At 41.3% G+C, this 16,726-nt stretch carries 10 protein-coding genes; 6 read left to right on the top strand and 4 right to left on the bottom strand.

The genetic code is table 11. The features are described from left to right. Nucleotides 1-96: 96 nt before the first annotated feature. Nucleotides 97-2,397 (top strand): RNA polymerase recycling motor HelD, encoded by a 2,301-nt coding sequence (helD, locus tag GSR62_RS08570; protein ID WP_066023630.1) that lies wholly within the window; start codon nucleotides 97-99, stop codon nucleotides 2,395-2,397. A gap of 311 nt (nucleotides 2,398-2,708) precedes the next feature. Here helD and GSR62_RS08565 read toward each other — a convergent pair whose 3' ends face one another. Continuing rightward, complete coding sequence (locus tag GSR62_RS08565) at nucleotides 2,709-3,272, bottom strand: GDSL-type esterase/lipase family protein (RefSeq protein ID WP_035448663.1); 564 nt, start codon at nucleotides 3,270-3,272, stop codon at nucleotides 2,709-2,711. Between the two features lie 92 nt (nucleotides 3,273-3,364). Here GSR62_RS08565 and coaA point away from each other — a divergent pair, with 92 nt between their 5' ends. From coaA to GSR62_RS08550, 3 genes are all read left to right on the top strand, one after another. After that, on the top strand, nucleotides 3,365-4,285 hold the full coding sequence (coaA, locus tag GSR62_RS08560) for a type I pantothenate kinase (protein WP_010688377.1): 921 nt from the start codon (nucleotides 3,365-3,367) through the stop codon (nucleotides 4,283-4,285). Nucleotides 4,286-4,421: 136 nt separating this feature from the next. After that, the gene (gene guaA / locus GSR62_RS08555; protein ID WP_010688376.1) at nucleotides 4,422-5,975 is read left to right on the top strand and encodes a glutamine-hydrolyzing GMP synthase; all 1,554 of its coding nucleotides are present in this window, start codon (nucleotides 4,422-4,424) and stop codon (nucleotides 5,973-5,975) included. Nucleotides 5,976-6,225: 250 nt separating this feature from the next. Next, on the top strand, nucleotides 6,226-6,639 hold the full coding sequence (locus GSR62_RS08550; RefSeq protein WP_010688375.1) for a YjdF family protein: 414 nt from the start codon (nucleotides 6,226-6,228) through the stop codon (nucleotides 6,637-6,639). A 508-nt stretch (nucleotides 6,640-7,147) separates the two neighbouring features. Here GSR62_RS08550 and GSR62_RS08545 read toward each other — a convergent pair. Together GSR62_RS08545 and GSR62_RS08540 are read right to left on the bottom strand one after the other, a co-directional pair. Beyond that, on the bottom strand, nucleotides 7,148-7,435 hold the full coding sequence (locus GSR62_RS08545) for a type II toxin-antitoxin system RelB/DinJ family antitoxin (RefSeq protein ID WP_010688373.1): 288 nt from the start codon (nucleotides 7,433-7,435) through the stop codon (nucleotides 7,148-7,150). Between the two features lie 81 nt (nucleotides 7,436-7,516). Next, nucleotides 7,517-7,993 carry a flavodoxin gene (locus tag GSR62_RS08540; protein WP_066023629.1) on the bottom strand — a complete coding sequence of 159 codons (477 nt, stop codon included), beginning with the start codon at nucleotides 7,991-7,993 and terminating at the stop codon, nucleotides 7,517-7,519. A 570-nt stretch (nucleotides 7,994-8,563) separates the two neighbouring features. On the opposite strand from GSR62_RS08540, the gene GSR62_RS08535 reads away from it, so the two are divergent. Beyond that, on the top strand, nucleotides 8,564-14,008 hold the full coding sequence (locus GSR62_RS08535; RefSeq protein ID WP_066023628.1) for a Rib/alpha-like domain-containing protein: 5,445 nt from the start codon (nucleotides 8,564-8,566) through the stop codon (nucleotides 14,006-14,008). 25 nt (nucleotides 14,009-14,033) lie between these two features. Then, nucleotides 14,034-15,632: a Rib/alpha-like domain-containing protein gene (locus GSR62_RS08530; protein WP_225362220.1), complete on the top strand. Its 1,599-nt coding sequence runs from the start codon at nucleotides 14,034-14,036 to the stop codon at nucleotides 15,630-15,632. 58 nt (nucleotides 15,633-15,690) lie between these two features. Here the strand turns inward: GSR62_RS08530 and GSR62_RS08525 are convergent, their stop codons facing one another. Continuing rightward, a complete protein-coding gene (locus GSR62_RS08525) occupies nucleotides 15,691-16,668 on the bottom strand; it encodes a LacI family DNA-binding transcriptional regulator (protein WP_010688369.1) in 978 nt (325 codons plus the stop codon). Nucleotides 16,669-16,726 lie beyond the last annotated feature (58 nt).

Here is a 16,726-nt window from a genome sequence, read left to right as displayed (position 1 = left end):
TATACACAATCATTTCCTTGAGTTCAAAAACACGACAAAGAAAAATAGATATGCTACAATAGAATATCGAAAATTTGTTTGAGCGGAGGGTAAATAATGGCTGAAAGTATTAAGCAACAAGAACAAAAACGCATGGATCGGGTGGTCGATCAGATCAAGCAAGCGCAAAAAAAGGCGCAAAAAAATATAGCCACCGCCAAAAGCGATGCACAAGCGATCCAAGATGATTTTAAGAATAATCTCCGTATCAAGACGGGGACTTATTCGGGGATGATGGAGACCGCTCTAACTGTGCGCCAACAACAACAGCAATTAGCCGAACGGGAAAATAACCGAACGCAAGCCGCCAAACGTTTAGATGTGCTCGAAAAGATGGAGAAAAAGCCATATTTTGCCCGGGTCGACATCAAAGAACAAGGTGAACAAAAACAAGAAAAGATCTATATCGGGTTAGCTTCATTTTCTGATGAAAAGGACCGCTTTTTAGTCTATGACTGGCGGGCTCCAATCTCAAGTGTTTACTATGACGGTGGTTTAGGCAAAGTTGAGTACACGACACCCGTGGGCAAGCGTGAAGTCGAACTCGAATTAAAACGCCAATTCATGGTCGAAGATGGCAAGATCGTAACGCTATTTGATACGGATGAAACTGTGGGAGATCAGATGTTGTTGGAAGTCCTAGATGAAGGTTCCGACACGAAGATGAGAAGTATCGTGACGACGATCCAAAAAGAACAAAATAAGATCATCCGTGATACCGATTCAGAGTTGTTATTTGTTCAAGGGGCAGCTGGTTCGGGTAAGACCTCGGCTGTTTTACAACGAGTGGCGTATCTCTTGTATCGCTATCGGGGCAACCTCAACTCCGGTCAAGTAGTGCTTTTTTCACCGAACCAGTTGTTCAATGACTATATCGACCAAGTTTTACCCGAATTAGGGGAACAAAATATGGTGCAGATGACCTATCATCAATTTACCAATCGACGTTTACCAAAAGTTCGAGTTGAAACACTACAAGAACGTTTTGAAGAAGAAAACCAAGGTATCGACCAAAAGATCAAGGCTGTTAAGGATAGTTTGAAATTTTTTAAAGTTGCGACAGCTTACAGTAATTACCTTGAAAAAAGTGGGATGCGTTTCAAAAACATCATGCACAATGGTGAAATTTTCTTCTCTAAAAAAGAAATCAGAGATATCTACTACAGCTTTAATGAAAATTATCATTTAGGAAATCGCTTGAGTGCGACTAAGGAAGCTTTGATCAAGCGCCTAAATTCTAAAGTTGCTCAAGCGGCGAAAACCGATGAAGTTCAAAAAGCGGTCCAAGATCTTTCCCAACAACAACTAAATGAGTTGTATGGCGATCAACCGCGTAATTTTGAAAATGGCGATAAAGAGCTGAATTTCTTAGCGCGCCAATATGTCATGCAAGACTACAAAAAGATCCAAGTTGCGATCATGCGAAATCGTTTCTTAAACATCAATGCCCAATATGTGCATTTCTTACGCAGTGTACCGGAATTGTTGGATCTAAGCGAATTTGAGCTGACTAAAGCAGAGTGGGAAGCGGGTATCGAAAAGACGATCAGCATGCTCAAACAGCGGCGTTTATCCTTGACCGATGTAACGCCATATCTTTACCTATATGATCGGATCACGGGTAAGAAGGGTGAACGTGATATCAAGCATGTCTTTATCGATGAGATCCAAGACTATACGGCCTCTCAATTGGCGTATCTCAAAACCCAATTTCCGCGGGCTAAATTTACGATGCTCGGTGATTTGAATCAAGCGATCTTTACGAAGGAAAACAGTCATACACTTTTGAGCGAGCTAAGCACGATGTTTCCAAAAGAAAAGACAAAAGTCGTGCAGTTGACGACCTCATATCGTTCGACCCAACAGATCACGGACTTTACCAAGGAAGTCTTAGTCAACGGTGAAAAAGTGACGGCTTTTGAGCGTAACGGGAAGAAACCAACGATCATTGTTGACCAGGACAAAGATGCTTTAGTGAATGATGTTGTGGATATTTTAGCTAAAAATGATGCTGCGAAACAGACAACGGCGATCATCGGGAAGAGTTTGGAAGAATGTGAAGAACTCTTTAACTTGTTGCAAGCTAAAGGCGTCAAAACGACGCTGATCCGCACGGAAAATCAGCGTTTGGTCGCTGGAACTTTGATCGTGCCATCTTATTTAGCTAAAGGGCTCGAATTTGATGCAGTCATCATGTGGAATGCCGATCAAAAAAATTACCATGATGAGAGCGAACGTCAGCTGGTCTATACGATCTGTTCACGGGCAATGCATCAATTGGATATTTTAGCCATCAAAGAGTTATCCCCATTGTTTGCAACTGTGGATAAAAATTTATATCATTTGATCAAACGTTAAGCACAGTAAGCTGCCTCACTGAGGTGGCTTATTTTTTTGATCGCTACATTCGTCTTCACATATTTTACGAGACACATTATCAAATACGTGTGTAAAGCTGACAGCATCTAGCAGATAATAAAAAAATCACCACGATGCAAAAAATGCATCATGCTGATCCTTAGCTATTTATACGGCATGTTTCACACTCTATTGAAACGTGTTCGACAAAGCAGCACCTAGCAGATAATAAAAAATCAAGCAGAATGCAAAAAGCGCATTATGCTTGATTTCCCATTATCTGTACGGCACTACCCGCATTGTTTCACACTCTAGTTTAAGTTTGCGAGCTTTGCTTTTAAGAGAGGCTCGAGTTGATCGACGAGATACTGGTAAGCTTTCTTGGAATAATGTAGATCATCTTCTTGAAGTAGTTCTTTTGGATCTTTTGTCTTACAGTAATCAAACCAATCTAGGGCAGGGATCTCGAATTCCTTTGCGACAGTCAAAGTCTCTTTAGCATACTGCTCCATCTTGGAAAGTGGTCGCAGATTGGCGCGCGTTGGCCCCGCGATCCCCGGTGTGACCAAGAGACATTTATTAGGACTGATGCAGGTCAGCATATAAGCTAAATTGTTGTGGTAATTAGCCAAGAAGACTTCTTTGCTGGAAACATCATTGGTGCCAAAGAAGATCACTACGATATCGGGGACCTCATTTAAGACATCCTCACGTAGTCGTTTGCAGGCATTACGTGTTTGATCACCAGGTAAACCACGGTTGATGAATTCAACATCAGGGAATTTATCCTCTAAAAGTCGGGTAAAGATCGGACTTGAATGACCATCAACGACCCCTGCTGTTAAACTATCACCGAATAATACTACTTTAGTCATGTTTCCGCTTCCTTTATTGGTAAATTTATACAAAATCCGTGCTATAATTGTCTATTATAAGATAGAAAACGCTATACAAGGAAATAATACGCATGGAAAATCAAATAAATTACTATAAGATCTCACGTAAAGAGTGGAGTGGTTTTTATAAAGACCATATCGCTCCTTTGACTGAGGCTGAACTGCAAAAGATAAAATCGCTAAATGACCGTATTTCGACTGCAGATGTGGCCGATATTTACATGCCTTTGATCTATCTGCTCAAGATGTTTGTGACTACTCATCAAAAGCTCCAAGATGATCAGGCAAATTTTTTAGGGATACGTCCGCATAAAGTGCCCTTTATCTTGGGGATCGCGGGTTCGGTAGCTGTCGGTAAGAGTACGACGGCGCGTTTGTTGAAGACATTGCTCAGCGAAGTTTATCCCGATAAAAAAGTCGAATTGATCACGACTGATGGCTTTTTATATCCAAATAAGGTGTTAAAGAAAAAAGGCTTGATGAGTCGCAAGGGTTTTCCTGAGAGTTATGATATGGAACGATTGATCAGTTTCATCAATGATGTTAAGAATAATTTACCTACCAAGGCTCCCGTTTATTCACATGAGGTCTACGATATCATTCCCGGTGAATACGAAGAGATCGCTTCGCCAGATATCTTGTTGGTCGAAGGGATCAATGTTTTGCAGTTGCCAAGTAAACAGAAGATCTATGTGAGTGATTTCTTTGATTTTTCTATTTATGTCGATGCTAAGGAAGAAGACATCAAGCAGTGGTATTTGGAACGCTTCGGGATGCTGCTAGATACAGCATTTAAAGACCCTAAGAACTATTACTATCCTTATGCTTTGGGAGATCGCGAAGAAGCTTTTGAGATGGCGGCTAAAGTCTGGGATGAGATCGATCATCCTAATTTGCACGATTATATCTTACCGACTAGAAATCGTGCTGATTTGATCATCGTTAAAGGGAAAAATCATTTGATAAATGAGTTGCTGTTACGCAAATACTAGAGCAGGTTTATTCGGGTTCTAGCTAAAATTTAATTAAATTCATGAAAAATGTACGTGAAAAACGATTGACCCAGCTTAAATCAATGAGTACAATGTAAGATAATACATGCAAAAATTTTATGATGAGGTGAATATCTTGGCTAATGTTGACATGCAAGCTTTTGACAAGATCATTGTATTGGACTTTGGGAGCCAGTATAACCAATTGATCACTCGTCGGATCCGTGAATTCGGTATTTACTCCGAATTATTATCACACAAGATCACGGCTGAAGAGATCAAGCAAATGGCGCCTAAGGGAATTATTTTCTCTGGAGGTCCAAACAGTGTCTACGATGAGGGAGCATTTAAAGTCGATCCTGAGATCTTTAATTTAGGTATCCCCGTGTTGGGTATCTGCTACGGGATGCAATTGATGACACAAGAACTCGGTGGTAAAGTTGAAGCCGCTGATAATAAGGAATACGGTAAAGCAGAGATCACAGTGGCTGATGCTGATACAGTGATGTTCAAAGATCTACCTAAGGAACAAACTGTTTGGATGAGTCACGGCGACTTAGTTACAGAAGTTCCAGCTGGTTTTGAAGTTACCGCTACAAGTGCAAACTGCCCGATTTCAGCAATGGCTAACACAGCCAAGAATTTCTATGCTTTGCAATTCCACCCAGAAGTACGTAACAGTGAATACGGTAATGATATCTTACGTCACTTTGCGTTTGATGTTTGTGGTGCTCGTGATAACTGGTCAATGGAAGACTTTATCGACATGCAAATTGCTAAGATCAGAGAACAAGTCGGTGATCGTAAAGTCTTGCTTGGTCTTTCTGGTGGGGTCGATTCTTCGGTTGTTGGTGTCTTGTTACACAAAGCGATCGGTGACCAATTGACTTCGATCTTCGTTGATCATGGCTTATTGCGTAAAGGCGAAGCTGAACAAGTTATGGAAAGCCTAGGTGGAAAATTTGGCTTAAACATCATTAAAGTTGATGCTAAAGAACGTTTTATGGATAAATTAGCTGGCGTTTCTGATCCAGAAAAGAAACGTAAGATCATCGGTAATGAATTTATCCGTGTCTTCGATGATGAAGCAACTAAACTCAAGGGTATCGATTTCTTGGCTCAAGGTACACTTTATACTGACGTGATCGAATCTGGGACAGATACAGCGCAAACGATCAAGTCACACCATAACGTTGGTGGGTTGCCAGAAGATATGCAATTTGAATTGATCGAACCATTGAACACCTTATTCAAGGATGAAGTCCGCGAATTAGGTGAAAAATTAGGGATGCCACATGAACTCGTTTGGCGTCAACCATTCCCAGGCCCAGGTCTTGGGATCCGTGTTATCGGTGAGATCACGGAAGAAAAACTTCAGATCGTGCGTGACTCTGACCTTATCTTGCGTGAAGAGATCGCTAAGCACGGTTTAGATAAAGAAATTTGGCAATACTTTACAGTGTTACCAGGTATCCGTTCTGTTGGTGTTATGGGTGACGGCCGGACTTACGATTACACAGTCGGGATCCGTGCTGTGACTTCGATCGATGGGATGACAGCTGACTTTGCGAAGATCCCATGGGATGTCTTACAAGAGATCTCCGTGCGCATCGTAAATGAAGTAGCTCACGTTAACCGTGTAGTCTATGACATCACGTCTAAGCCACCGGCAACGATCGAATGGGAATAGAAGGGACTTTTGAACTAAAATAGCCCCCAAATTTTGAAGTACCTTATAATTGTTAGATATAGTTCTAATAATTATAAGGTGCTTTTCTTTTAAATACTGCATACTTGTATAATAAAAATACAGTGCGTAGAATGTAAATAAGAAAGTAAAAACACAATTTCGGTTGGTAGTCCGAATGTATTAATATATCAGTAACCTTCCTCCTAGGATGTCCATCTTTCTTAAAAGCAATTATTAGGAGGGATGCATTGTGATTAAAGGTGCACTGACAATTATTTTCGATTATCCGTTTTATAAAGCTATCTTTGAACGGACTGATGGTAGTGAGTATTATGTTGCTCAAGTAAATCTTGGAACATCAATGCCACATATGCCCCAAATTTTGAATATGGTAAATTTTAAATTTTCTAAACTAAAGTTTTACAAAACTAGTATTGAAAAACAAAAAGAATATCATGTCAATCCAAAACGAGCTCAAAGATTAGCTCATAAGGCTATAAAAAATTCTTCTATTGGAACTAAGGCACAACAAGATTTAAAGAGACAATTCGAAGAAAAGAAAATAATGAAGAAAAAAGCGATTAAAGTTAGTAAAGAGCAAGAAACTGAAAGACGTTACTTGTTGAGACAAAAGAAAAAACATGCTAAACATCGTGGACACTAACAATGCATTGAAGAGTCTGAGAGAAATTAGTTTCTCATTCTAAATCGACCTAGGTGATTTCATAGCAGTGAGATTATCTAGGTCGATTTTAATTGTTATTATGGATAAGTGAGTCTCTCCTGCCAGCCCACTATTGAACAAATTTTCTGTGTAATTTTAACGGAATTATGCCTAAACTTCAAATGGCTATCCGATAAGGTTACTTTAGTGGACCTTGAAACAACTCATGATGGCTCCACATTCTTATCAAGCGAATTCTGGGATTGCTTTTATGTGGTAAGTATATTACCAAAACATTAAATTTACCATCAGCAAGATGAGATTCATAATAGCCACTATAGTTTTCGTTACGAGTATTTAGTAGTGTGGTTTATAGACCAGAGGAACTGTCCAGGCATTTTGAGTTCTGTTAAAGCAGTAGCGAGTTCTTTTGAGATTTCTGGATGATTTTTCTTAATATTTTGGTAATAGGTCAAAAACTGTGGTTCAAAGATGACATTAAACATATTTAAACCTCTGAATCAAGAAATTTGATGGCTTCGTCAATGTCATCAAAAGAGACAGAATCATCTTTGATCAATTTTAGTTCTTTAGCCTTAGTGAGAATTACAGTTTTTTCGGTTTTCTCAGTAGGAATATCATCTGAAATTTCAAATGGTAGATGATTTTGGAGCACGAATTGACGCGCTGCGATATTAAAATAAGTGTTAAGAGTGATGCCTAAAGAGTCTAATTTTTTTGTTAACTCTTTTTTTAAATCATCATTAAGGTAAATCGTAGTTGGTGTAGTTGTCATAATGATCACTTTCCCTCTGTGCTTATGGTAGCACAAATTTAGATGAACACTACTATAGTGTCATCTAAATAAATACGGCACCTACCTAAAATTCAATGTTTTCACCCATGTCTCGATTTGGTGCTGATTATTCAACACAGCTCCTTGAGTTATAGTGACATTATAGTTATTTTTCCTTAGAGTACGTTCAATATTAGCTTGCGAGCGTTTATAACCACTGCCACCCGATGTAGCAAATGATGTGAGATTTTTACCGTTAAGATCTAGCTTGTCGATAGCAGTTGTGATCAAGCACGGTGGGATGCCCCACCAAATTGGATGACCAATGATGACATTATTGTAATTGGAAATATTGGGTAGGTCGTCATTGATCTCGACCCGACTATTATGTTGGTGCTGTTCGATCGATATTCTACTCTGGGGATCGTGCCAATCAAGATCAGCGCTAGTGTAGGGGTGTTTAGCATGGAGCTCAGCGATATCTGCATCTAATTTATTGGCGATAACTTGGGCAACATTTTTAGTAGTATAGTACCAGTGCTTCAGGCATAGTATCAACTTCCTTTCTGAGTTTAGTATAGTGAGGAAGTAGTAGGCTGTAAAATGCTTGTTATTCATGGAAATTAATACTTATAATGCATGATGCGATCGTTGTAAATCATCTCAATCGTTTTGCGACGATTTATGGAATCGTCGCAAAATAACCGCGACGATGCTATGATTACGGCGAGAGGAAATGGGAAATGGATAAGACATTTGATGAATGTTTGGCAGGTAAACAGGATCTAGAGTTTGTGATGTTAGAAAAAGAGTTGCAAGAAAAGTTGTTGACAGATATTTTAACACAAAACATTTTTTGACCAAAGTCGGTGCTGGTCGTGCAACAAAATATCGTAAATAACCTAGGAAATATTTCCAAGCCTTGGCCTGATATAGATCAAGGCTTTTTATTTAAAACAATAAATCTATATTACTATAGGTACAGTCTTTTTGTTGTATAAAACAATTTTTATAGAATAAACCAGCGATCGTTCGTGGAAAAAAGTTGTTTTGTTCCAAGAAAAGTTTTATAACAAAGCTGAGCAGGAAGTACAGGGGGAGCATATTCTAAAGATAGGGGAAAGAAATATGCTTTCAAAAAATAATACAGATCTATACGCAAATAAATTAGCACCTAAACGGCAAAAATTTGCGATCAAAAAATTTACGGTGGGAGTCGCATCTGTTTTAGTTGGAACAACTTTTGCTTTATATGCAGGAACTAACCACGTTGCAGCTGACCAAGTCGAACCCAATACAGCGCAAAGTGCAACTAAAGATACAGTTGAACAAAAGGATGAAACTAAAAAACAACCTGAGGCAGTGTCGACTAATGCTCCTGTAGCGCCTGAAACGAAAGTACCACAACAAGCACAGGCAGCTACACCTGAAAAAACAGTGCCAACTCAAACAGATTCGCCGGTGTTAGAACAACAGCCAACTACGCCACAACAACAGCCAGTTCAACCTGAAGTGGTCCCGAGCCAAGATGCTAGTCATGTGTCAGACATGGCCCAGTTTCAAACGGCATTGAACGATAAAAATGTGGCCGAGATCGTTTTGGACAAGGATGTCACTAATGATACTGACAACTACGTCAACGTTGATAAACCTGGTGTAGCACGGGATGTGACCGTTTGGGGCTCTAAAGTCGATGAACGAAATACGACATTGAACTTAGGCGACCATTCGCTTTATTTTTATAATAAGACCACAACACCTGACCATAAGTGGCAACTCAACTTTAAAAATGTCAACGTAAAGACAAATGATCCACATGGTTATGGGGTCGTTAGTTTCCAAAATAATGGGACTGATGCCACTGTCAACTTTGATAATGTTAAAGCTAGTGGTAACGGTGTGCTAGTCCATGCACCGAATGCGACCGTTAAATTGCATGATGTATCTGCAACACCGACTTATGTAGAAAGTTCACCGAGTGCCAATGTGACGGCGAATAATGTTGATTTGAGTGGAAATGTTACCTTAACAGCTGGGGTCAATAATACAAGTACACCTCAAAACGTATATGCTAATGGAAAAGTAAACGTAAAGAGTGGCGCTAATGTAGTTTTAACGACCAATAATGCCTATAGTAACGAGACCCAAAATCTTACAGCAGGGGCTTTGCATGTTGAAAAGAATGCTAAATTAAACGTTAAAGTCAATACAACTGCGCCTAATGTAGCAGTGCCAACGGGTGGTACTTGGGAAAGCCTAGTGGCAAACTCACGGGCTGTTGATGTAACAAATGGGAATACTAAGGTCGATGGCGAATTGACGGTCGATCCGTTCACTAAAGAAAAACGTGGAACGAGTGTGGTAGCAGCTGTAGTTCTCAGTGCTCCTGCAACTACGCAAAATGATCTAGTCATTGGCCCAACTGGGAAATTAGTCGTCAATGCGACGCAAGCTCCCAATACACGTGGGGTCTATTTTGTAAATAATGACCATGCATTTGGCGTGCAACATGGTGGACAGGTAATCCTTAAAATGGGACATGGTGTCTCTAATGCAGTCTGGAATCCCGATAATTTAGTCTTAAGTGATGGGGCTAAGTTAGACGTTGAAACTTACCAAGACAATAATGGCGTAACGAATGTTGGGATCGATAGTACTGGTGCTGGTGCCCACTCTGGGGTCATCACGTTAAATTGGGGCAGCAGTGATCGACTTAATAACTCCGATGTAACGACGGGCAATGTTCACGGGAATCTGACGGTCAAGCCAAACGCTCTCCTAAAAATTGTGCGTAAAGTTGATGAAAATAGCCAGCAAGCAGCAACTCCATTGATCTCTTATGGTGGTGTTGGTGGAAACAACGGGACGAACTCGTTAAATGTCGATCACGGTTCGGTCGTTTTAGAAGATGCGTTGCAAAAGGATAGTTTACAAAAATCTAACCTGGGTTATTATTCCTATTTGGATGTGACGGACAACTATCATTCTCCCGTGTATCCACTCGGGATGGTCTCGATGTGGGGCGTTGGCTCAACAAACCGGGTCAATGTCGTAGCACCTAAGCTATTTAAGATGGTGCGGACAGGTAAACAAAAAGGGATGCTTTTCCGTTTGGAAGCAACGGACAATAAGATCACGATGGATGCTGCCGATGATCAAAGTGTGCCAGTTAAATACGGAACGATCGCCAATGTTAAATACAATAACGATAAAGTATCGCAAGCTAAGAATTATGAATGGAATGTCAAAAATTTGAAATCAGTCAACTGGTTAGGCGACTATTCCATGAATTACTTAAATGCTAGAAAAGAAGGGACGCCATTTGGTTTGTCACCTGATTCAAGTGTAAGTTTTGCCCAAGCTACGCCACAGGCTACTAAAGATGATTTTAATAATTACTTTAACTGGTGGAGTGCAACTAATTTGGAGATGGGTAGTGACTTAAATATCTTTCATCCGGTTTACCAACCACTAGCAGTCATGCAAAATACGACACAAAGTGAAAATGTTTTATATCAAGATAGAGTCCAACCAAGCAATGTGAAGTACACGTTACTTGATCCGACGGGTGAATTCAGTTGGGCAAAAGTTGATGCTACAGGGACACTAACAGTAGCACCAACTGTAACGACTGACGTAGGATTATATAATGTCCCAGTAGAGGTCAGCTTTACGAGTGGGCAAAAAGTCGTCGCCTATGCGCCAGTGACCGTGTTGAATAGTGATTCTAAGGCTGTCTTTAATGATCGAAATGTGCTGTTGGGTGAAGTGAAACCAGTCTTCACGCATAAGACGAGTGATAAGGATATCCTACCAGCTCCGATGCAGGCGTTGAATGGTCTGACTGTTTATACCAAAGATGAGAAAACTGGTCGGTATTTGCCAGTTACGACCTATGTTCCAAGTAAAAATGGGAATCTTGTTGATACACAAACTGGGGCTGGGTTGCCAGGTGTGAAAGTAACTTGGGCACAAGCACCAACGACAGTCGTGGCTAAAGATAGCGATAAGACTGAAACTGAGCCGATGATGGCTTTAGTCGATGTCCAAAATAAACAGGTAAGTTTCCCTAAAGTAGGACTTTTCCCAGATCTGGGTAATTTTCCAGTCCCAGTGACGATGTATGGTGCCAGTGCTAAACCAGATGTTCATGCAACAAGAACATTGGAGCAAAGCTTACCGCAAGCTGCTTCAGTACTTCAAATGCCAGATCTAACGGCTCAACACGAAGCTGAAGTAGCAAGTGTTGTTTGGAGTAAAAAGCCAACTCTAGATCAGACGACTCCTAAAGCTACTGGTATGGTAAGTGTAAAATTTACGGATGGAACTGATTTGAACGTTCCGGTAAATGTAGCAGTTGATCCTAATATGGCTGATTTAAACACCCCTCTTGCACAGGTAGTGAAAACTGAATTGAACAAACTACCTGAAGCTAAAAGTGGGGTAGCGAATAGTGCTGATCTACCTGGAAATACTAAATACAACTGGAAGAGCCCAGTAGAAGTGACAACACCGGGTACTAAAAAAGGTACAGTGGTAGTAACATACCTAGATGGCAGCCGAGATGAGTTACCAGTGCAGGTAAAAGTGGAAACAGATGCCGATCTGTACACACCAAAAGGTCAACAAGTGAAAACAGAAGTAGGTAAGACCCCAGATGCTAAAAAAGGAGTGTCAAATAGCCAAGAACTTCCAGTAGATACAAAATACAGCTGGAAGAATCCAGTAGATGTGACAAAACCTGGTACTAAACAAGGCACAGTGGAAGTGACCTATCCTGATGGCAGCAAAGATGAATTGCCAGTACAGGTAAAAGTAGGAACAGATGCCGACCTGCACACACCAAAAGGTAAACAAGTAGTGACAGAAGTAGGCAAGACGCCAGAGGCTAAGAGCGGAGTGGCGAATAGCGCTGATTTACCTACAAATACGCAATACAGCTGGAAAAATCCAGTAAATGTGACAACGCCAGGCGAAAAACAAGGTACAGTGGAAGTGACCTATCCTGATGGCAGCAAAGATGAATTGCCAGTACAGGTAAAGGTAGGAACGGATGCCGACCTGTACACACCAAAAGCTCAACCAGTAAATACCGAGTTGAATAAAGAACCAGAAGCTAAAAGTGGAGTGGCGAATAGTGCTGAGCTACCTGTAAATACGCAATACAATTGGAAGAATTCAGTAGAAGTGTCTACACCAGGTGAAAAACAAGGCAACGTAGTGGTAACGTATCCTGATGGCAGTCAAGACGAGTTACCTGTAAAAGTAACAGTCTTAGCTCCAGCTTCGGACAAAAAGCCAGTGAAGATGATGACCGATGCAGAAAAATATACTCCTCAAAGCCAAAAAGTAACAACAAAATTGGGTAATGTTCCAGCAGCCAAGAGCGGAGTAAAGAATAGTGTTGAGTTACCAGCAGATACTAAATATAGCTGGAAGAATCCAGTAGAAGCATCCACACCAGGCGAAAAACAAGGCACCGTAGTAGTAACATATCCAGATGGAACCAAGGATGAATTGCCAGTGCAGGTGAAAGTGGGAACAGATGCCGATTTGTACACACCAAAAGCTCAACCAGTAAATACCGAGTTGAATAAAGAACCAGAAGCTAAAAGCGGAGTGGCGAATAGTGCTGAGCTACCTGTAAATACGCAATACAACTGGAAGAATCCAGTAGAAGTGTCTACACCAGGTGAAAAACAAGGCACAGTGGTAGTAACATATCCAGATGGCAGTCAAGATGAATTGCCAATACAGGTAAAAGTAGGAACAGATGCAGACCTGTACACACCAAAGGACCAACAAGTAGTGACAGAAGTAGGTAAGACACCAGATGCTAAAAGCGGAGTGTCAAATAGCCGAGATCTCCCAGTAGATACAAAATATGGCTGGAAGAATCCAGTAGAAGTGTCTACACCAGGTGAAAAACAAGGTACCGTAGTAGTAACATATCCGGATGGTAGCCAAGACGAGTTGCCAGTACAGGTAAAAGTAGGAACAGATGCTGATCTGTACTCACCAAAAGGTCAACAAGTAAATACTGAGTTGAATAAAGAATCAGAAGCCAAAAGTGGAGTAGCGAATAGTGACGAATTACCTACAGATACACAATATACCTGGAAGGATCCAGTAGAAGTGTCAACGCCAGGCGAAAAACAAGGTACCGTAGTAGTAACATATCCGGATGGTAGCCAAGACGAGTTGCCAGTACAGGTAAAAGTAGGAACAGATGCTGACTTATACACACCAAAAGGTCAACAAGTAAATACCGAGTTGAACAAGGAACCGGAAGCCAAAAGCGGAGTTTCCAATAGCCAAGAGCTACCAGTAGATACTAAATACGGTTGGAAGAATCCAGTAGAAGTATCCACGCCAGGTAAAAAACAAGGTACTGTAGTAGTAACGTATCCTGATGGTTCTAAGGAAGAACTTTCGGTGCCAGTGTCAGTCTTAGCCTCGACTTCTGACAAAAAACATGCAGAAGGACCAGAAAAAGTAGTGCCTGATGCAGATAAGTATGAGCCTCAAAGTCAAGTGGTAAACACAGACATGGGGCAAGCAACCAGATGCTGAAGCTGGCGTCTCGAATAGTACAGATCTGCCAGTAGGTACCAAATATAGCTGGAAGACTCCAGCGAATGTAACAACACCAGGCGATAAACAAGGTACAGTGGAAGTTATCTATCCAGATGGTAGCAAAGACGAGTTACCAGTTAAAGTAAAGGTGGGCACAGATGCTGATCTATATACGCCAAAGGGTCAACAAGTAGCGACAGAGGTAGGAAAACAGCCAAGTGCCCAAAGTGGAGTCTCAAATAGCCTAGAGCTGCCAGCGGGTACACAGTATAGCTGGAAGAGTCCAGTAGATGTAACAACAGCGGGGGATAAGCAGGGCACAGTGGTAGTAGCATATCCCGATGGTTCCAAAGAAGAACTTTCTGTACCAGTAACGGTTTTAGCTCCAACTTCTGACAAAGGACCAGTAAAAGTGGTAACCGATGCAGAAAAATATACCCCTCAAAGTCAAGCTGTGACGACGAAATTGGGTACGGTCCCAGTAGCCAAGAGTGGAGTAACGAACAGTGCCGACTTACCTTCCGATACTAAGTACAGCTGGAAGACACCAGTAGACGTGACAACGCCGGGTGCTAAACAAGGCACAGTGGAAATGATGTATCCGGATGGTAGCAAAGATGAGCTACAAGTCGAAGTAAAAGTGGGTACAGATGCCGACTTATACACGCCAAAAGTTCAACAAGTAAGAACAGAGCTGAACAAGCAACCAGAAGCAAAAGATAGTGTGGTCAATAGCGCTACTCTTCCAGCTAAAACACAATACAGTTGGAAGAGTCCAGTAGACGTGACAACGCTGGGTGAAAAACAAAGCACTGTAGTTGTAACTTACCCCGATGGCTCTAAAGATGAACTGCCTGTATCAGTATCAGTTTTAGCTCCAGTTTCTGATAAAGAAAACGAAACATCAACTGATGCAGATAAGTATCAACCGCAAGCACAGCAAGTGACAACTGTTTTAGGTAAGCTCCCAGCAGCCAAGAGTGGTGTAACAAATAGTGGAGATCTCCCAGCCAAAACGCAATATAGCTGGAAAACTCCAGTAGATGTGACGACACCAAATGAGACAAATGCCACCGTAGTAGTGACCTATCCAGATGGCTCCACAGATGAATTACCAGTAAAAGTTGTGGTGCTAAATCCTGTTAAAAAGCAGGTCAAAGCAACTACTGATGCAGATAAATATGCACCACGACCACAAGTGGTAACGACCGAGCTAGGTAAGGTCCCGGCTCCACAGGCAGGTGTAGCTAATAAAGATGAACTACCGGACAAAACTGATTATAGCTGGAAACTGCCTGTCGATGTCACGACTGTAGGCACAAAACATGCGACCGTAGTAGTGACATATCCTGACAAGAGCCAAGCTGAAGTTGGAGTCACAGTAAAAGTTCATGCTAAAACAAAGACTAAACAAGTGACACAACAAGTTTTGGCGGTAAAGGATAATGCTAAGCGAGGCCACGGATCTGTGGGTGGAACACATAAGCATTTGGCTAAACAAGCTTTGCCTCAAACAGGTGAAACTAATGCTGGAGCATATGAATTACTTGGAGCGTTCATCACGTTATTAGCCGGAATTTTAGGGCTAGGAGCATTTGTTGAGAAACGTTCGCAAAAATAATTACTAAATAAAAATGAGTCTAGAAACTTGGGATCGGCCAAGTTCCTAGGCTCATTTTTTATCCGGTGATACCTTCACGTAAAGTTACGGGAAGGACATATTCTAGCGAGGTCTCTTCATTATTCATGCGTTGTTTCAAGACTTCAACTGCTGTTTTAGCAATGTCTTCGATCGGTTGTACGATAGTCGTTAAGCCCGGTAAAATGTTGCGGATCACCTGTGTACCATCGTAACCTACGAGTAGAAGGTCTTCTGGGATGCGTTTGCCTTGTTCTAAGGCTAGTTGCATGATCAAAGCAGCATCGATATCATTAGAGGCAAATACAGCATCTAAGTCGGGATGATCGTGGAACATTTGGGTAAAGATCTGCTTTTTTTCACTATAAGGGATATTAAAATCGACCGTGATCGTGAGTGGGGTCAGACCGTACTTTTTCATCGTATCTTCATAAGCCAGACGCCGGCGTTTAGTTGGTGTTTCGAGCTCGATCGGTCCATTAGTGTGGATGATCTTTTTAGCACCGCGCTTGATCAAGCGGGTCGTTGCCAGGACCCCACCGTTATAGTTATCGGATTCGATCACGGGGATATCTTGATTCATATTACGATCGATCGCAACGACAGGTAGATGTTCATAATTGTACTCGGCGATCCCGCGATTGTGTGTCCCGACGATCAGACCATCAACTTGCTTTGTTAACAGCTGATTGAGGTAATGCGCTTCTTTTTTAGGATCGTTCATTGAGTTACCGATCAGAACTTTAAAACCTTCGTTATAGAGCCGTTTTTCAAGTTCCGCACTCAATTCACCAAAAAAAGGATTGGCTATCGTGGGAAAAAGTAGTCCAATGATCCGGGTTTGCTTTTTGTATAACTGACGTGCGACGACATTTGGCTGATAATTGAGTTCTTTCATTGCACTGTAAACACGTTCGATAGTTTCCTGACTCAAATAGCCACGGTTATTCAGGACGCGTGAAACAGTTGTTTTAGATACGTTGGCTAGTTTAGCCACATCTTCTAGTTTAGGTCGCAAAATCCATCACCTCTTCTAATCAATTTTAGCAAAATTTTAGCCGAAGAGTTAAAAAAGA

Origin of the sequence: Ligilactobacillus animalis (assembly GCF_009933595.1) — a bacterium.
Lineage (GTDB): Bacteria > Bacillota > Bacilli > Lactobacillales > Lactobacillaceae > Ligilactobacillus > Ligilactobacillus animalis.
This window is presented reverse-complemented; position numbering and strand designations above follow the sequence as displayed.

Coding starts and splice junctions, on each gene's coding strand:
- GSR62_RS08545 (WP_010688373.1), bottom strand. CDS start 7,435: ATGACAACTACACCAACTACGATTTACCTTAATGATGATTTAAAAAAA.
- helD (WP_066023630.1), top strand. CDS start 97: ATGGCTGAAAGTATTAAGCAACAAGAACAAAAACGCATGGATCGGGTG.
- GSR62_RS08565 (WP_035448663.1), bottom strand. CDS start 3,272: ATGACTAAAGTAGTATTATTCGGTGATAGTTTAACAGCAGGGGTCGTT.
- coaA (WP_010688377.1), top strand. CDS start 3,365: ATGGAAAATCAAATAAATTACTATAAGATCTCACGTAAAGAGTGGAGT.
- GSR62_RS08535 (WP_066023628.1), top strand. CDS start 8,564: ATGCTTTCAAAAAATAATACAGATCTATACGCAAATAAATTAGCACCT.